This window comes from Aquibacillus halophilus, from assembly GCF_009649745.1.
Classification (GTDB): domain Bacteria; phylum Bacillota; class Bacilli; order Bacillales; family Amphibacillaceae; genus Aquibacillus; species Aquibacillus halophilus.
Genome location: NZ_WJNG01000015.1, coordinates 72,648 through 90,686, shown reverse-complemented (window position 1 = coordinate 90,686; position 18,039 = coordinate 72,648). Strand labels below are relative to the sequence as shown.

The following is an 18,039-nucleotide window of genomic DNA, read 5'->3' as shown; positions in this document are numbered from 1 at the left end:
CATGACGAGACGAATGTCGAGTTTCTTACAATACGTTATATGACTTCCCCTATTTATTTATCTACTTTCTATTTTATAGGTAAATGATTACTTTTTGTATGCAATAATGCATTAAAAACGGGTTATATAATGTATAATTGAAGGTAAATGTTGAAATATAATAACAAATTGAAAGGATTGTGTTTGCGTGGATGAAATAGATATTAAAATGCTTAAAATTCTACAGAAAAATGCACGAATAACTATCAGTGAGCTTTCTAAAGAATTAGCACTTAGCAGACCAAGTGTAACCGAGCGAATTCATCGACTGCAGGAAAGAGGTATTATTGAAGAGTTTAGCGCAAGAATATCCCTCCCAGCAGTTGGAAGAGAAATACTTCTAATCATTCAGGTTAGTGGTTTAAAAGTTTCTCCACAAGAATTTGAAAATATTATTAAACAAAAGCAGGATATTATCGAGTGTCATCGTGTTACTGGGGATGTAAGTTATTTTCTAAAAGCAGCGGTAACAGGTATGAACCGAATGAGGTTATTGATAGACAGTCTAATGCCTTATGGAACAATTAATACATCAACAGTTTTGACATCTCCAGTCTCTTACCGCTATATTTTGCCAGAAGTAGACGATATCGAATAAAGGGAAATGCAAGACATTGAAGAGGGTAGTATATTACAATCTATGGAAATTTAATAAATATCCAGAGTGGACGAGTGAACTGGCTCTTTGACTCCACAGCAACCTGTTTTAAACATGGTGCTCCCACCAGCAAAGTAATTAGGCTTTGATCAAAAATTAGCGCCTAATCCCCTTCAAAATCTTCGATTTAGTTGGAGAGGTTCACATGAAATTAACAAGGAAATAGATAAAATTTATGCGGATGAATATAGAACGAACCCGCTCTTGCTTTGTTAATAAACAAACAGGAACGGGTTCGTTCTATTAAATTCTCCTCTTAGTTTGGTATAATTGGAGAGTAATGTGGATTGTTTTATCTTCATCAAGAAAAGGTTTTTAGGAAAGGGGTAAACTGTGGTTTCTTTTTTTGTTGCCAAAAGTGAAAATTAATGCAGTTGAAGAATATATAAAGAGGTGAAACGTGAAAAATTTAATGATAGTTGGAGCATGTCTATTTTTTTTAAGTGCTTGTAACATAGAGGGTGATGCTACACCTAAAGGTAGTAATATAAATAAAGAGAAAATCGAAGAGAAAATAGAACCATCATTTTTTCAAACAAAAGAAAAACAATTGAAAGACAGCCTAGTTATTAACGGGATTTCCTTAGGTTCTACTGTGAATGATGTGGAATCCGCCTTCGGTGAACCGAGTGAGGTAAACGAAGAAGAAGATTATTACGAGTATGAGTATGTAGATAAAGGGCTTGAAATTGTTTTTTTAAAAGATGAACACCTCGTAAAGTCATTTGGCATCAATAAAGAAAATTACCAAACAGAAGAAGGGATAAAACTTGGAAGTAGTTTTGATGATGTGATGAGACACTATTATAAATATGATCCTTATTTTGCAGATACTAGAATATTTTTAGCACATGATGAAACAACTCTTTTACTGTTTAATTTCACACCAGAAAATGAAGTAGATTTTATTTTTATTTCCGAAAAAGAATTCTTCTTTAAAGCGAATGGAATTACATTTGAACAAATGGTCGAAATGGTTCAACGTTTAGAAGAACAACCAGAACATCGAGGTCCACAAGAATTTCTTGAAGAACAACATGAAGAAGCGCCAGATGTTCTTGAAAAAAGCAAAGAAGTAGCTGAAGTTGATGATGAATTATTGCGTGTTGTTAGTGATGGCGATGTAGAAAAGGTGAAGAAATTATTGAGTAGTGCGAATTATGATGTTAATGAACTCATTGTTATACATGAAGAGAGTTATGCTGATTTACGATTAATAGACCGTGCTGCTGAAAATGGCCACTTGGAAATCATACGGATTCTTATTTCGTATGGTGCAGATCAACAGTTAGTTGACACTGCTGGATTCAATGCACTTATTTATGCTGTAATTGGTGGACATATTGAAGTTGTTGACTATTTATTGGCACAAGGTGCGGATATTAACTTCGTTGTAAAAGATCGTTCGCCTCATAACTTAATAGGAGGGAAGACACCACTTTTTTATGCAGTTATTCACGATAACCTCGAAATGGTTAAGTTGTTGGTTGAAAGAGGTGCATCTCTCAATCAGCAAGACGAATTCGGTGATACAGCTAGTATGACAGGAGCTACATATAACCGTTCAACGGTTGTTGATTACCTTTTAAATATCGGTGCAAATACTTCTCTAAAAAATCAAAACGGAGAAACTGTTTTTGATATGGCAAACCCTGATTATGACAAGTATAATGAGATGCTTCGTGTGTTTAAAAAATACAAATAAAAACGTCTTAATGACGTTTTTATTTTTTGCCTATTTTTATTATTTTTTATCTTCAATCTACATCTCGTTCGTAGGATGGTCGCTTATCGACAATGGTATTCTAACATTTCCAGTTGAACAAAAATAAGCGCCGGATCCCCCTTCAAAATCTGTTGATTTAGTTGGAGAAGTTCACTGATAAGGAACCGTGATAAGAATCCTTTTGCATTTAGAGCAATTGGATTTTTTTATTTTACAAATACTTGGTTAACTTTATCCAACAAAGCACTTGAAACTTAAGGAGTGTATTTTATGAATGCAAATGGAATGGCAAGAGGCTTAATGGCTAAAAATTTAGAGAAGGAAAAATTTTTAGCCCACGTTTTAGATTGTGTGACACGAAAACTAATAGAGTCAGATTATAACCCAGAGGTAATTACCAGTTGGAATAACGATGAAGATTGTCTAATTGTTTTTCATGTTAATAATGCAATTTTTTCAATAAAGCTTAAAGGAACAACTATTTCGATGTTAAGAGATAGAAATCCTTATTCATTAGATCAAATAATATGGAAACAACTAACAGAACGGGGTATTAAAATTAAAGAGGATAATTATATAGATACAGTTTTCAATAAATAAATATTGTCGCGAGTATAAATCACCCAGAAATGAAGAGGCTTATGAAAAGGGCTTTGTTTATAACTAAAATAAGGGGGCCTCTTCAATGTGGAATGCCATCTTATGGGGAACAATTGCTGCATCGGCCACTTTAGTTGGTGCATTAATTGTTTTACAGTTTTCTATACCTAAAAAGATTATAGGGTATATTATGGCACTTGGAACAGGCGCATTAATAGGTGCAACAACCTATGAGCTTTTAGAGGGTGCTCTTGAGATGAGTGGTTTTTTACAAATAGCAATAGGGTTTCTGGGTGGCGCCTTAGCATTTACTGTTGTGGATATCATTGTCTCTCGTAAAGGTGGAAAGAAAAGAAAAGAACCAGAAAAAAATAATGAGGATGACTCGACTAATTCAGGCCTAGGGATCTTTATAGGTACAATAATGGATACGTTACCTGAGTCAGCAATGATTGGTATGAGTTTAATTGGTGGAGAATCTGTTAGCCTAGCTTTGGTTATTTCAATATTTATAAGTAACCTGCCAGAAGGATTGTCGAGTACTGTCGGGTTGCAAAAGAGTGGCTACTCTAAAAAGAAAATAATACTCTTATGGTTGTTAGTTGTATTTTTTTCAGCATTAAGTTCATTAGGCGGGGTACTGCTACAAGGTGCTTCCAATGATATTAAAGCAATTATGAGTGCATTTGCTGGAGGTGCAATTATTTCAATGGTTGCCTCAACCATGATGCCAGAAGCTTTTAAGGAAGGTGGGCCAGGGGTAGGATTTATTACGGCAATTGGAGTTTTCATATCCCTATGGCTTCACCATCTTTAAACACCATTAATTTGTAGGGTTATTCAAATTGGATAAATCTTTTCATTTTTTAATATACGCATTTGATAAATTTTTTTGACAGGCAGGTTTAAACCTGCCCATTATATGGCATCCTTCATAATGGCTAGCTTCTTCCGTAATGTAGCTCTGATTTGGTAGTATTCATTCTAACCAACTTAACCTACGAATTTACGAGTAAGGAGCTAGTTTCTTTCGTTTATGAAACTACTAAGAAGGAAAGAAATCGACTGTCCGGATCGGATACCAAGATGTAACTAAGAACAGTTTTTTAGATTTTGCATTAAAAACAACAATCTTTTAGAAAACAGCCTTGGGTAAAGAATTTTGTTGTGGAGGCTATCGGTAGTAATATAGGATAAAGAGGAAGTATTTAGATTAACTGGTTTTTTTATGATTGAGGAGGAGAAAAGGATGCAATCAAAGAATAAACCAATCCAAGTGTATCGTGGAGATTACATAGAAAGCAATCACGATATAAACATTGCTGTTGTGAATGTAACCGGAGAATTACTAGGCTATTATGGCGACTCTTATCGTAATACATTCGCACGTTCTTCCATGAAACCATTTCAAGCGGTACCTGCGGCTGAATCAGGTGCGTTGGAAGAGTATAAAATTAGCCAAAAGGAATTAGCGTTATTTTGTGCTAGCCACAATGGGGAAGATTTTCACAGACAAGCGGTTAAGAGTGTATTGGAAAAAATCGATCTTGAAGAGAAACATTTACAATGTGGAACCCATATTCCCAAGGATTTTGAAAGTTATAAACAACTTATCCACAAAGGAGAAGAACTAACTCCATTTTATAGTAATTGTTCTGGTAAACATGCAGGCATGCTATCAGGTGTCGTAAAACAACATTTTGATACAAGCAATTATCGTGAGGTAACGCATCCTTATCAGCAACAAATTATTGACGTTATTTCAAATGTAACTGGATACCAAAGAGAAAAAATAAAAACCTCTGTAGATGGATGTGGTGTTCCAGTTCATCGTCTACCACTCTATCATTTAGCATTAGCCTTTGGGCGTTTGGCTACCCCGGAAAAATGGATAGAAGGAACTCCAGCTAGAAAAGGAGCGTTACAACTTATAAGTGATGCTATGGTAGCGGAACCAGAGATGGTTGCCGGTACCAAGCGGTTTGACACGGATTTAATGAAAGCATTTGAAGGGAGAATTGTTGCAAAGGTTGGGGCTGAAGGGGTCTATTGCTTTGGTGATAGAGAAACCGGCATAGGTGTAGCGATTAAAGTTGAGGATGGTAATGAAAGAGCAACGAATGTAGCTGCGATGGAAGTTATCCATCAATTAGGTATTGGTGAATCCAGTATATTACAACAGTTATCCTCTTATCATCATGCACCCGTATTAAATGCTAGGAACGAGAAAATTGGGGTCATTAAACCGAACTTTGAATTAACTATGATTTAACAAAAATATATCGGTATTTTCTTAGACTGCAGTCATAGGCTGTAGTCTTTTTCTTTTATAAAATTAAATTGTTGACAACCTGTGGATAACTATTCCCTCTGTTTCAATTAAATCGTTACTGCTAGCGAAACTGTGAATAACATCAATAATACTGTGAATATTAGTACCAATCAATGAAGAGAATGAAAGGGATGAGCAACGTGGAAAAAGGTATAGGTTTAGCAATAATAATGTCTTTCATGCTATTCGTTTCAGCATGTAACACAAATGAACAAGGCCTGAATGATGAGATTATTAATGATGGAACGATAGAACCGAATAACGTTAATTTTAGTCCAAATGAAATTGGCTTTGATCCTGACAATCAACTAAATCAAAAAAACAGTCCGGAATCACCAAATAAATTTAACTTAACAGCAGATCCTGATAGGGGTCAGAAAAATTATCAGGAGCAAAGTAATCAACCAGAACACAATGGAATACGTAGAGGGTCCAATGACGTAAGAAATCATGGTGGTGCTGCTAACACCTATGAGATAAGCGATTTTCAGAATGAAGTGGTTCGATTAACGAATGAAGCTAGACAGCAAAATGGCCTACCAAGCTTATCTCCAGATATAGAACTAACAAAGGTAGCACAGGCTAAATCGGAGGATATGGAAACTAATAACTACTTTTCACACACATCACCAACATATGGTTCACCATTTGATATGCTAGCGCAATTCGGCATTGATTATATGACAGCTGCCGAAAATATTGCATCAGGACAGCAATCAGCTGAAGCTGTAGTTGAGATGTGGTTGAATAGTCCAGGTCATCGAAAAAATATCCTTAATGAATCTGTTACACATATTGGTGTAGGTCATGCACAAAACGGTAATTACTGGACACAGCTTTTTATCAAGAGGTGAAAATGGCTCCCCTTTTTCACCTTGTTGGATTATAAGTTTCGCTGTTTTACTGGCTTATCAACTAAAAACGGAATAACTGTCGGAATAAGTACGACGACAGCTAACAATCGAATAATTTGCATGGAAGAGACAACAGTTGCATCAAGTCCAATAACTGCAGCAATCGATGCCATTTGCGGTGCGCCTGCAGGGACAACGCTTAACAGGCTAGTAAAATAACCGACATCGGTAAACATGTAAAACATATAGGAGACAGCAAACACTAGAGCAAAGTTCAGTCCCAAAACAATGACACTAATCCGACCGATTTGTTTCAACTGAACTAATGATTGTTTATCAAACTTTAAGCCAATCATAACCCCTAATATCACCATCCCCACGCCGATAAATAGATTCGGCATCGGTGGTACTTCATAGACAAATTGATTCCATACAAACCCGACAATAAGACCATATAAGAATGATGCAACAGGAATTTTCCATATAAATGCTAGCCCTAACGTAATTACGATTAAAGTAGTGTAAATGACAAACTCCGCTCCTGGAAAAGGCATCGCTATTGTTTGTTCTAGTTGATTAGTTGTAGTACTAGTTGATTCTTCAACAAAAAGAGAAGACATAATTCCAGCAAGAATAGGCATGGTGGATACAAATAGTAGCACTCTAGTTGTTTGAAATGCAGCTACTACATTAGTATCTGCTTTATAATCATTGCTCAAGCCAATCATAATTGAAACACCAGTTGGAACACAACAAAAAAGAGCGGTTTTCTTATCTAGATTTGAGTAATGATATAGAATTTTTCCTAACACCCATGCTCCAATTAGAATAGCAAACATGGATAGGATAAGAGGAACGATGTAGGATGTAATGGCACGAAACATTTCAAATTGAATGGTCAAGCCAATACTAACCCCAATAAGGGCGAGAGATATATCAAAATAAAAAGAATGAAAAGATAGCTCACCTATAACAAAACGATAGAAAATCCCGACAACGACAGCCCCGATCAGCCATCCTGCAGGAACATGAAAAATGGAAAAAACGTATCCAAGCGCGAATGCTGCAGTTAAAAATATCGACTTCCTAAGCAAGATATCAACTCTCTTCTTCCTAGTTACTTCAATGTTTTAAAAGTATTATCTTATTAAAAATAATAGCACAATGGTCACAGAAAAATTAGAAATATGCCATCTTGTCACTTTTCAGTGTCGAGCTTTTTTGTTCTGAATTTAAAATTAAAAAATACTATGATATAATACTTCGTATGCGAAATATTAGTTTGCTAAATATACTAATTGGTAAGGTGATTTATTGATGAAACACGAAAAAGGTTCAGAAATTGCTTCTTTGATCAGGGAAATAAACGCTACGTTAAATGCTCAATTAAGAGAAGCATTCAAGGAGAATAACTTAACCCCACCTCAGATGATGATTATGTTTATGCTATCAGAGGAAAAAAAATTAAAAGTTAGCGAAATTAGTACCAAAATGAACTTAGCAAATAGCACAGTATCTGGAATCATCGATCGTCTTGAGAAATTAGGTTACGTTCAAAGGGTTCGAAGTGAAGTCGATCGCCGTGTGGTTCATGTGGAACCTTCCAAGCAAGCAGAAGAGCTCCACAAATTGTTCCATGATACGGTCACACAATTTCTGGGGACTATTGTAGAAGATGCAACAGACAAACAAATAACAGAAGTGATGACGGGATTAAATACATTGCAAAAATTGCTCAATCGAGAAAAACAGAAAGATTAAAGGGGAGTGAGACAGTTGACTAATATCGTAGAGGTCAAAGGATTAAAAAAAAGCTATAAAGAATTTGAAGCAGTAAAGGGCGTTGATTTAACGATTGAAGAAGGAGAAATATTTGGTTTTTTAGGGCCAAACGGCGCAGGAAAGAGTACAACAATAAATATGATGTCAACGATTATAAGGCCATCGAGTGGAACAGCTATGATAAATGGTTACGACGTTGTCAAGCAGAAAAACGATGTTCGTGCCAGCATTGGTCTTATTTTTCAAGAGCAAACACTAGATGTTAAATTAACAGCGAATGAAAACCTAATGCTTCATTGTAAGTTTTATGGTATTGATAAAAACAAGCGAGAAGAACGGATTCAGGAAGTATTAGAGATAGTTGATTTAACAGATAAGCGCTCTAACATAGTGGAAACTTTTTCAGGGGGGATGAAGAGGCGACTTGAGATAGCGAGAGGATTGCTTCATTATCCCAAAGTATTATTTCTTGATGAACCGACAGTAGGACTTGATCCACAAACGCGTAACCATATCTGGGAGTATATTCTAAAATTGAAGGAAAAAGCAGGGATTACTATATTCCTAACAACCCACTACATGGATGAAGCAGAAATATGTGATCGTGTTGCCGTGATGGATCATGGTGAATTAATCGCATTAGATACACCAGAAGCACTGAAGAATAACGTAGGTGGAGACATTATTGAAATTTCAACAGAAGATAATATCGAGGCTAAAAAAAGAATAGAAAAAATATACGAAACAGATGTTACGGAATCAGATAACAAAACGCTAACCTTCCAGGTCAGTAAAGGTAGTGAGTTCTTAGTCAATTTTGTTAAAGAGTTCGATATACCGATTACTAGTGTGAATTTAAGAAGGCCAACATTAAATGATGTATTTTTACACTTAACGGGAAGAGAAATTAGAGACGAAACATTGTCGAAAAAAGATCTTGCAAAACAACAAATGAGGGGGCGCCATTAAAATGGAAGGTATTATGGCAATTTGGCAACGAGATGTAATTAAATTTTTTAGAGACCGAGCACGGCTTGTTGGTTCCTTTGCGATGCCTTTCATGTTTCTGATTTTATTCGGAAGTGGAATGAGTGGAGCGATGTCATCAATGATGGGTGGAAGTGAAGCGTCAGGTCCATTAGCTGATTTTGATTTTGTTGAATTTATGTTTCCTGGAATTATTGGAATGACAGTATTCACCACAGCTATATTTTCTGCATTATCCGTAGTACAGGATAAAGAGTTTGGCTATATGCGCGAGATTTTGGTTTCCCCTATGTCCAGAGTTTCAATTGCTATAGGAAAAGTACTAGGGGGAAGTACAGTAGCACTTTTCCAGGGGCTAATGATGCTTATTTTTGTTCCGTTTATTGGAATCTCAATTTCCTTTTCGATGATTCTGCAACTTATTCCTGTAATGTTCTTAGTGGCTTTTGCACTTTCATCTATTGGGTTACTAATCGCCACATCTTTAAAGACATCTCAGGGATTTCAAATGGTGGTACAGGTTTTAATTTTCCCAATGTTGTTTTTATCTGGTGCTTTATTTCCATTAAGCGGGATGCCTGCTTGGATGAATTTTATTGTTAAGATTAACCCACTGACTTATTCTGTTGATATGTTCAAAAAAATTATTCTTCAGCCCGAACAAATGGCGCCAGCATTAAGAGAAGCGATGGGGTTAAACTTATCTGTTTTCAACCATGTCATAACGCTTCCAGAAGAAATTCTGGTTGTCGGCTTACTAAGTGTGTTTTTTGTTATTTTGGCAACCATCCGATTTTCAAGAATCGAAGCATAATAAAAGGCTTTTTCCTAAAAGACGGTTGTTTTTGACAGAGTAACTATAGACTCCGACGTAACTTTTTGATAATTTTTTTCACTATCGGCTGCTATGTTGATTTGCGCTCCGGGCAGTCGCTTTCCGCGGGCAACGCTTCAACTTCCTCGGAAGAATACCACTTCCTGCGGGATTTTCAGCCGTCGCTTTTCCCGCTGGAGTCGACTGCCCTCCGCTCCAAAACCACCATATAAGAACTAAAGGCTATTGTTTGGTTTATTGAAGTTATCAAACATAACATTATACTACGTAAGAGAATAAACGAAAGACTCTTTAAAAATACAACCATTATTCTTAGAGAGAGTATTTTTCATTAAATAAACGTTTCTTGGTGATATATATCCCACTTGAACAGAAAACCTCTCTAAGCTGCGGATAAGTGGTTTTATTCTTCTATAATCAGAACACTACTATTAGTGAAGGCAGAGTACGTAGACTCCTATGGGAACAGCGCGTTCCGAAGACCCCGGAAGAATCGTTCTTTGATTCTGAGGAGGCTAAGGTCGTGCCCATGGAAAGCGAAGTATTCTGCCGAAACGGTAGTATAGCGCCGATTTAACTAGAGCGAAAAAAGCAAATAAATGCAGAAGGTACAACGCTTTTTACATCAAATATGACGATTAAAAAGCAACAAAACTTACGAAAAGGGCTTAATTAAAAATGGAAATAATTAAAAAGTAAACCAAGCCGAAAAAGGCTGGTTTACTTTTTTTGCCTCATATATTAAGTAGTGTTACTTTCAATCACATAAATTTAACCGTATAATATGTGGAATAGATAATAACGAAATTCCGGAGCGGTTAGCACATATGTTGTGAAAATAATAACAAACTTGAGGGTGAAAACGATGATTATAGATCAAAAGCAATTTAAGGATCATGATATGAGCAAGCTAGTGAAAGGTGCAGTTGTCCCTAGGCCAATTGCTTGGGTATCGACAGTTGATGAAAATGGTAATGATAATATCGCGCCATTTAGCTTTTTTACTGTTGCTTCAATGGATCCCATTACTTTTTGTTTTTCGGTAGCATCGGCAAAAGAACGAACCAATGGTGAGAAGGACACGTTACTAAACATAAAGCAGACGGGTAACTTTGTGATTAATATTGTTAACGAAACATTAGCAAATAAGATGTACTTAAGTAGTAAACCTTATCAATTTTCCGATGATGAATTTGACAAAGCCGGCATAAAAAAAGCTACAAGTAATCTAGTAAAATCATCAAGGGTTTCTGAAGCTCCAGTTTCAATGGAATGTGAACTAGATCAAATTGTGACAGTGGGTGAAGGATATCTTATTCTTGGTCGACTAGTTTGTTATCACATTCAAGATGATATTCGCATGGATAATGATAAAGTTGATCCAGAAAAACTAAATGTAATAGGACGCATGGCTGGAGACTATACATATATTCGGGACTTTTTTGAATTACCAAATCCAAGGTTTGATAAAGGCGACTAAAGCCAATGTCTATGAACTAATCTGTATCAAAGTAAATAGATACTGGTGCTAGATGTTGATTCTTTAACGCTCGTTAAAAAGTTGGAAACTTTAAAGATAAATAGCTAGTAATTACACCAAAGTAGGGAGAGAGACATCGGTGTTCAACAAAAATGCAGACACATTAGTGCCATTAAAAATGCTTTTATTCAGCTTCCATGCTGCGAATACTGTGATAGTAAGCTTTTTGCCGCTATTTTTACAGTTCAAAGGCTTAAATGGAACACAAATTGGCTGGGTGTTAGCTATTGGCCCGATGGCTGCCATTATATCTCAGCCATTTTGGGGTTACATGAGTGATAAATACCAAACAGTAAAAAGAATAATAATGATTTGCTTGATAGGGGTTTTATTGTTCAGTACCATTTTCTTTCAAATGGATAGTTTAACCACCATTCTCATTATGGGAGCAAGCCTATTCTTTTTTGCGGCGCCAGTGGGTGCATTGGGTGATAGTTTATCACAGCGGAGGGCGGATGCATTAGGCAAGTCCTTTGGTGGAATTAGAATGTGGGGTTCTATTGGTTTTGCAACATCCTCCTTACTTGTGGGAGAAATACTATCAGTTGTTGGAATTAAACACATATTGTGGCCCTATTTATTCTTTGCAACTCTAGCATTACTTGTCACCTTTATCTTAAAAGATGTTAAGGTCGAAACAAAGCCAATTCAATTTAGTGATGTGAAAGTACTACTTAAGAACAAGCCATTTATAATTTTTTTGTTTTTCATAATGTTTTTGACTATTACACACCGTGCAAATGATAGCTTTATAGGTATATACATAGCTAGCCTTGGCGGGTCGGAAAGTATAATTGGACTATCTTGGTTTATTGGAGTAACAAGTGAAGCATTAGTGTTTGCTTTTGCTGCTTTTTGGTTCCGTAAATTTCACCCACTTATCTTTATAATCGCAGCAGGATTGCTATATAGCTTCAGGTGGTTCAGTTACTCTATTATTGATGATCCGTCCATCGTTGTTGCCTTCCAAGTACTGCATGGTTTAACCTTCGGAGTCTTTTATTTATCAGCCTTTCAATATGTAACAAGGTTGATTCCGAAAAATGTGCAATCAACTGGCCACCTCCTATTCGTATCGGTCTTTTTCGGACTATCTGGTATTATTGGATCCTTAATTGGAGGAGCATTAATTGATACTGCTGGAACGGAAACACTATACCTAATCATGGGATTCTTGGCGCTTCTAGGAAGTATCCTCCTGACGATTTATCATGTGTTACCATTTGGAAAAAGCTAAATTTACTTAACAATTTTTTAAAAAAGAGTAAAATAAAAAGTATAGTATCGAATCGGATCCTAGTTCTGTTTTGTGACTAATCTTATGGTTTAGTTTAGGGAGGCTAAATAATGTATTATGGAGCAATTGAAGCTGGTGGTACAAAGTTTGTATGTGCAATAAGTAATGATGATTTTGAGGTCTTAGATAGGGTTAGTATTCCAACTACAACTCCAGCTGAAACGATAAGTGAGGTATTTAATTTCTTTGATCGGTTTTCTTTAAAATCAATTGGGATTGGCTCGTTTGGTCCAATTGATGTAAATAGAAGTTCTAAGACTTATGGTTATATTACTACAACCCCTAAAAAGGGCTGGGTTAACTTTGATTTTCTAGGTAATATTAAAGAGCGCTATAACATTCCTGTTGCCTGGACAACAGATGTTAATGCAGCTGCATATGGTGAGTATAAGAAAGGGAATGCCCAAGATAGTAGCAGCTGTATATATTTGACTGTAGGTACTGGTATCGGTGGTGGTGCAGTGGTTAATGGAAACATACAAGCAGGGTTTGGGCACCCGGAAATGGGACACGTATTAGTTCAACCCCATCCTGATGAAACCTATCAAGGATCATGTCCGTATCATGATAATTGCTTAGAAGGATTTGCCGCTGGTCCCGCGATAGAAAGTAGGTACAATAAAAAAGGACATGAACTAGAAAATGATATAAAAGTATGGGAAATGGAAGCCTATTATTTGGCACAAGCATTAGTAGACTACACATTAATTCTACGACCTGAAAGAATAATATTAGGTGGCGGTGTAATGAAGCAAAAGCAACTCTTCTCATTAATCCGTACTGAATTTGGTAAACTGTTGGGTGACTATGTAGCAACTCCTGACCTTAATCAATATATTGTAGAACCAGGTTTGGGTGACAACGCAGGAATCACTGGATGTCTACTTTTGGCCGCTGAATCTGCAGATGGAAAAGTTTCATAAAGGTAGTTACCAAAAGAGACAGCAGTTTTGTTGTCTCTTTTTTTTGAGAAATATATACCATCGATGGTGTTTTTTAAAGAGGAGTACAATCGATGGTATAATGAAAACACTTATTATTGGTTATCTAGTATTTGAATAGAATAAATAAATTCTTATGAGGGATAAAAATGGTAGATCGACCACTTACAAATTGGCAAGATGTTTACGATATCACTGCAGTGTCATCTATGGAGGAATTTCATAATGGCCAGGAAGTTCATGTCTGGCAGACAAATTTAGATTCTAGCGCAGATTATTATGACAAACTATCATCAGAAGAAAAAGATAGAGTAGGGAAACTTAGATTTGTTCATGATAAAAGACGCTATATCATTCGTCATGCTGTTCTGAGGATGATATTAGCAGCGTATAGTAATTGTGATTTTTCATCCATACAATTTGCTAGAACAAAGTATGGGAAGCCATTTTTAATCGCTAAAAATGAGAAGGGTGTCATTCAATTTAATATGACTCATTCTAAAGACAAGGCTTGTTTTGTGTTAGCGATTAAAAATAAGGTGGGAATTGACATTGAATATGTTAAATCAGATTTTGACTGGAACAGTATTGCGAACCTGTATTTTACATCTAAAGAACTTAGTTATTTGAAAGAAATACCTAAGGAGGATCAAGTAATCGCATTTTTAAACCTGTGGACAAATAAAGAAGCAATTCTAAAAGCCCACGGTACAGGCTTGATTGACTTTGAAGAGGGTACTGTTGATAGCCTTATAAATAAATACACAAGTCTACCATTCTATTGTGGGGATAATTATCAAGGAACATTAGCATACCGAACGGAGATAGAGCGGGTTCGATTTTTTCGCTATCCAACTTGATTGTAAGCTAATTAGATCGTAGTTTTAATGTATCAAATAGAAAAACCAAATGAAGTCTCCCCTAGACCAAGACTTGAAAAATATAGTGTCTAATTGGTTGGACCTAAGAAAATAAACTACCATAGAATTAAACATGGCGAGAAATTCATTATCAATAACCTCTGTATTTTTATTGTATTTTCGTAACACTAGCCATTATAATATCGTTTATAACTATGTGCGATTTCGGAGAGGTTTTATGACAAACAATCAAAATAAGAATGAAATTATAAAAGTGTGTTTATTGGCTGGAAAAATCATGATACAAAGTGGTGCTGAAACACACCGAGTAGAGGATACCATGATGAGAATCGCCTCTTCCTTTGGTAGCAGGGATTCACAAAGCTATGTGACTCCTACTGGTATTCTTTTTTCAATCGAAGGAACAGAAGCAACTAATTTTGTTCGGATTTCAGAACGATCTACCGATTTACATAAGGTAACAGTGGTTAACAGTATTTCAAGACAAATAACTAGTGGGGAGCTCACTTTAATTGAAGCAAATCGGTTGTTAAAAGAGGTGGATGCTAAGACACATACCTACTCAATTTTTATTCAAGTCCTTGCTGCTTCAATAGTAAGCGGTTGTTTCACAATTATGTTCCAGGGTCAGTGGACAGATTTTATCCCCGCGCTGATTGTTGGAGGGATTGGGTTTGCTTCAATGGTTTATTTTCATCGTATCGTAGAAATTCAATTTTTTGCGGAATTTTTAGCATCTCTTATTATTGGAAGCCTCGCTCTTTTATTCATTCACCTAGATATAGGACAGGAATTGGATAAAATAATAATCGGTTCTGTCATGCCCTTAGTACCTGGTTTATTAATAACGAATGCTGTTCGAGATTTAATGGCTGGACATCTTGTGTCTGGATTATCTAAAGGTGCGGAGGCTTTTTTAACTGCTTTTGCAATTGGTGCAGGGATTGCGGTCGCATTCTCATTTATTTAAGAAAGGGATTTTCAGATGATACTAGAACAGCTAGTAACCAGCTTTTTTGCAGCTGCTGGATTCGGAGTACTATTCAACGCGCCTAAAAAGTCACTAATACAATGTGGCTTGGTTGGGATGTTCGGTTGGCTTATGTATGTACTGCTAACTAATCAAGGGATTGATGCAGTACCGTCAACTGTAGCTGCATCTGTTATAGTTGCCGTTTTAAGTCAGTTATGTGCCAAACTATATAAAACGCCGATCATCATATTTAATGTATCTGGAATTATTCCTTTAGTACCTGGAGGCTTAGCTTATGATGCCATGCGCAACTTTGTAGAAAATGACTATAATGTTGCCCTTCAGTTAGCTGCAAAGGCTTTTTTAATTTCTGGCGCGATTGCAATTGGACTAGTTTTCTCTGAGGTGATTAATCAAGTAATTCGGAGATCACGTTTTGGTAAGTAAAATAATGTTGATTTACATGTTAAAATCGGATAGCTCTAAATAGCGGCATCCTTTATCAATGCGTATAATCAAAAAAGGTGATGCTTTTTGAACTTTTTAACTGTACTAATTCCGATTTTTAGTGTGTTTGCAATCGGATTTATCGGGATCAAACTATTAAAATTTGATATTAAACCGATCTCAACTATGGCAATATACTTAATGTCTCCATTCTTAGCATTTCGGACTTTTTATGAAAATCAGTTAAATATGGATTATGTTTATCTTGGATTATATTTAATTTTACTTTGTATTATTTCTATTTTTATTTGTTATGTAATTGGATTTATAAAAAAGTGGGATAAAAAGAATACTAGCGGGTTAATTCTTGCTTCCTCATTTATGAACAATGGGAATTACGGCACCCCCTTAGTTCTCATTGTATTTGGTGAAAAGGGTTTTCATTATGCTGTTATTTTAATGGTGCTCCAACAACTGATTATGTGTACAATTGGGATTTATTTTGCAGCAAAAGGCGGTTCCGAAAGTAACGGAGTAAAAGTCTCACCACTGAAGGAAGTCATCAAAGTTCCGATAATGTATGGAGCGTTACTTGGAATTGCTTTAAATGCTATTGATGTGAATATCGGGGCCGAAGTAATGACCGCTGTAAACATGGTATCCGATGCTACTATCCCTACAATCATGATAGTGTTAGGGATGCAGCTTGCGAAAATCACTCTGAAAAACTTAGAATTTGGAAAATTATCCGTAGCTTTATTGCTACGACTAATACTGTCTCCTGTTCTCGCTTATTTTATTACTTTGGCATTACCAGTGGACGAAATGGTTAAGGATATAATGATACTAATGGCTGCTATGCCAACTGCTGCTAACACAACGATGTATGCTTTGCAGTTTGATGCAAAACCAGAGTTTGTTTCAAGTGCAACACTAATTAGCACATTGCTTAGCGTGATCACATTACCGTTAATCCTGATGCTGTTAATTTAACAATTTTAATGAAAATCACTCGATTTATTCGGGTGATTTTTTGTTTGAGAATAGACCGAATAGATTTACCCTGTTTGTATAATTTTTTACTCGCTATAGATAATAATGACAAGAACAAGTAATCGGTTAAGATTTGGGGTGTTTATTTGATATATGATTGCGTGATTGTGGGTGGTGGTATAGCCGGTCTGCAGGCTGCAATACAGTTAGGTAGGTATCAACACAAAGTATTAGTCTTTGATTCCAATGATGGTCGCTCAAACCTATGCAGATGCTATCACAATTTGATTGGCTGGCCCGATGGTGTGAGTGGAGAGTTTCTGCGGACGATAGGAAAAAAGCAGTCTGAAAGTTACGGAATAGAATTTTCCAATCAAGTAGTTGAGGAAGTTAATAAAGATGGCAATGAATTTATTGTTGTTGACCGAATGAAGAATAAACATTACGCAAAAAGGATTTTATTTGCTACTGGAGTTAAAGATAACTTCCCTGATTTCGAAAATTTGTATCCGTGCTTAGGAATCAGTGTCTATATCTGTCCTGATTGTGATGGATATGAAGTGAAAGGTAAGCGCACTTTAGTTTTAGGATCTGGTAATGTTGGAGCGACTATGGCATTATCATTGTTCCATTGGACAAATGAACTAATTTATATAAATCATGAACAAGCTCCGGTTTCTCAAGCAAATCTTAATAAATTAAAAGACATTGGAACTTCTGTCTATAATCAATCTATTACTAAACTGATAACAGACAATTCCCATATTCAAGGTGTAGAATTAGTTAATGGTGAGAAAATTGAAGCGAACCATGCATTTGTCGCATTTGGTGGTAACAAAGTCAGGTCGGACCTTGCTAAAAATCTTGGAGCTAAATTACACAAAAATAATCATATACTTGTAAATCCCAGAACGATGATGACAACGATTGATAATGTTTGGGCGGCAGGTGATGTTGTACCTCATTCAGAACAAGTAACGATCGCCATGGGAGATGGATTACAAGCAGCAATTTGGATTCATAAGACATTAAGTTAATAACAATGTTAATCTAAGTTTTTGGAATAGAATACATAGTTAGAACCATATAGTAAGATAACTTCTAATTGGCTCTATCTTTTTGGTCAAAGAGAGTTGTATTGAACAACATTAGTT

The 18,039-nt window shown here is 36.0% G+C and carries 18 protein-coding genes and 1 riboswitch; of the genes, 17 read left to right on the top strand and 1 reads right to left on the bottom strand.

The annotated features are described in order from the left end of the window. The first annotated feature begins 187 nt into the window (after window positions 1–187). From GH741_RS16685 to GH741_RS16660, 6 genes are all read left to right on the top strand, one after another. Window positions 188–637, top strand: coding sequence for an Lrp/AsnC family transcriptional regulator (locus tag GH741_RS16685; RefSeq protein WP_338079532.1), 450 nt, complete (start codon window positions 188–190; stop codon window positions 635–637). Between the two features lie 54 nt (window positions 638–691). Beyond that, a riboswitch (SAM riboswitch) is annotated at window positions 692–796 on the top strand. 301 nt (window positions 797–1,097) lie between these two features. Further along, window positions 1,098–2,402, top strand: a complete 1,305-nt coding sequence (locus tag GH741_RS22315; RefSeq protein WP_153737887.1) for an ankyrin repeat domain-containing protein — start codon at window positions 1,098–1,100, stop codon at window positions 2,400–2,402. A 291-nt stretch (window positions 2,403–2,693) separates the two neighbouring features. Then, complete coding sequence (locus GH741_RS16675; RefSeq protein ID WP_153737886.1) at window positions 2,694–3,023, top strand: hypothetical protein; 330 nt, start codon at window positions 2,694–2,696, stop codon at window positions 3,021–3,023. An 85-nt stretch (window positions 3,024–3,108) separates the two neighbouring features. Then, window positions 3,109–3,840, top strand: coding sequence for a ZIP family metal transporter (locus GH741_RS16670; protein ID WP_153737885.1), 732 nt, complete (start codon window positions 3,109–3,111; stop codon window positions 3,838–3,840). Between the two features lie 432 nt (window positions 3,841–4,272). Beyond that, complete coding sequence (locus GH741_RS16665) at window positions 4,273–5,295, top strand: asparaginase (protein WP_153737884.1); 1,023 nt, start codon at window positions 4,273–4,275, stop codon at window positions 5,293–5,295. 200 nt (window positions 5,296–5,495) lie between these two features. Then, on the top strand, window positions 5,496–6,209 hold the full coding sequence (locus GH741_RS16660; protein WP_338079530.1) for a CAP domain-containing protein: 714 nt from the start codon (window positions 5,496–5,498) through the stop codon (window positions 6,207–6,209). A gap of 29 nt (window positions 6,210–6,238) precedes the next feature. Here GH741_RS16660 and GH741_RS16655 read toward each other — a convergent pair whose 3' ends face one another. Further along, entirely contained in the window at window positions 6,239–7,303 is a 1,065-nt protein-coding gene (locus tag GH741_RS16655) for an AbrB family transcriptional regulator (protein ID WP_153737882.1), read from the bottom strand. 223 nt (window positions 7,304–7,526) lie between these two features. Between GH741_RS16655 and GH741_RS16650 the strand changes: the two genes are divergently transcribed. The 11 genes from GH741_RS16650 to GH741_RS16600 all read left to right on the top strand — a co-directional run bounded on the left by GH741_RS16650 (window position 7,527) and on the right by GH741_RS16600 (window position 17,922). Continuing rightward, window positions 7,527–7,970 (top strand): MarR family winged helix-turn-helix transcriptional regulator, encoded by a 444-nt coding sequence (locus GH741_RS16650; protein WP_153737881.1) that lies wholly within the window; start codon window positions 7,527–7,529, stop codon window positions 7,968–7,970. A gap of 15 nt (window positions 7,971–7,985) precedes the next feature. Next, window positions 7,986–8,960, top strand: a complete 975-nt coding sequence (locus tag GH741_RS16645; protein WP_153737880.1) for an ATP-binding cassette domain-containing protein — start codon at window positions 7,986–7,988, stop codon at window positions 8,958–8,960. Window position 8,961: 1 nt separating this feature from the next. After that, a complete protein-coding gene (locus GH741_RS16640) occupies window positions 8,962–9,792 on the top strand; it encodes an ABC transporter permease (protein WP_153737879.1) in 831 nt (276 codons plus the stop codon). An 886-nt stretch (window positions 9,793–10,678) separates the two neighbouring features. Next, window positions 10,679–11,293 carry a flavin reductase family protein gene (locus GH741_RS16635; protein WP_153737878.1) on the top strand — a complete coding sequence of 205 codons (615 nt, stop codon included), beginning with the start codon at window positions 10,679–10,681 and terminating at the stop codon, window positions 11,291–11,293. 139 nt (window positions 11,294–11,432) lie between these two features. Next, a complete protein-coding gene (locus GH741_RS16630) occupies window positions 11,433–12,590 on the top strand; it encodes an MFS transporter (protein ID WP_338079529.1) in 1,158 nt (385 codons plus the stop codon). A gap of 110 nt (window positions 12,591–12,700) precedes the next feature. Then, complete coding sequence (locus GH741_RS16625; protein WP_153737877.1) at window positions 12,701–13,573, top strand: ROK family protein; 873 nt, start codon at window positions 12,701–12,703, stop codon at window positions 13,571–13,573. 167 nt (window positions 13,574–13,740) lie between these two features. Continuing rightward, window positions 13,741–14,451: a 4'-phosphopantetheinyl transferase family protein gene (locus tag GH741_RS16620; RefSeq protein ID WP_153737876.1), complete on the top strand. Its 711-nt coding sequence runs from the start codon at window positions 13,741–13,743 to the stop codon at window positions 14,449–14,451. 238 nt (window positions 14,452–14,689) lie between these two features. Then, window positions 14,690–15,442 carry a threonine/serine exporter family protein gene (locus GH741_RS16615; RefSeq protein ID WP_153737875.1) on the top strand — a complete coding sequence of 251 codons (753 nt, stop codon included), beginning with the start codon at window positions 14,690–14,692 and terminating at the stop codon, window positions 15,440–15,442. A gap of 15 nt (window positions 15,443–15,457) precedes the next feature. Continuing rightward, a complete protein-coding gene (locus GH741_RS16610; RefSeq protein ID WP_153737874.1) occupies window positions 15,458–15,892 on the top strand; it encodes a threonine/serine exporter family protein in 435 nt (144 codons plus the stop codon). Window positions 15,893–15,979: 87 nt separating this feature from the next. Next, the gene (locus tag GH741_RS16605) at window positions 15,980–16,885 is read left to right on the top strand and encodes an AEC family transporter (protein ID WP_153737873.1); all 906 of its coding nucleotides are present in this window, start codon (window positions 15,980–15,982) and stop codon (window positions 16,883–16,885) included. Between the two features lie 146 nt (window positions 16,886–17,031). Beyond that, the gene (locus GH741_RS16600) at window positions 17,032–17,922 is read left to right on the top strand and encodes an NAD(P)/FAD-dependent oxidoreductase (RefSeq protein WP_153737872.1); all 891 of its coding nucleotides are present in this window, start codon (window positions 17,032–17,034) and stop codon (window positions 17,920–17,922) included. The last annotated feature ends 117 nt before the right edge of the window (window positions 17,923–18,039 follow it).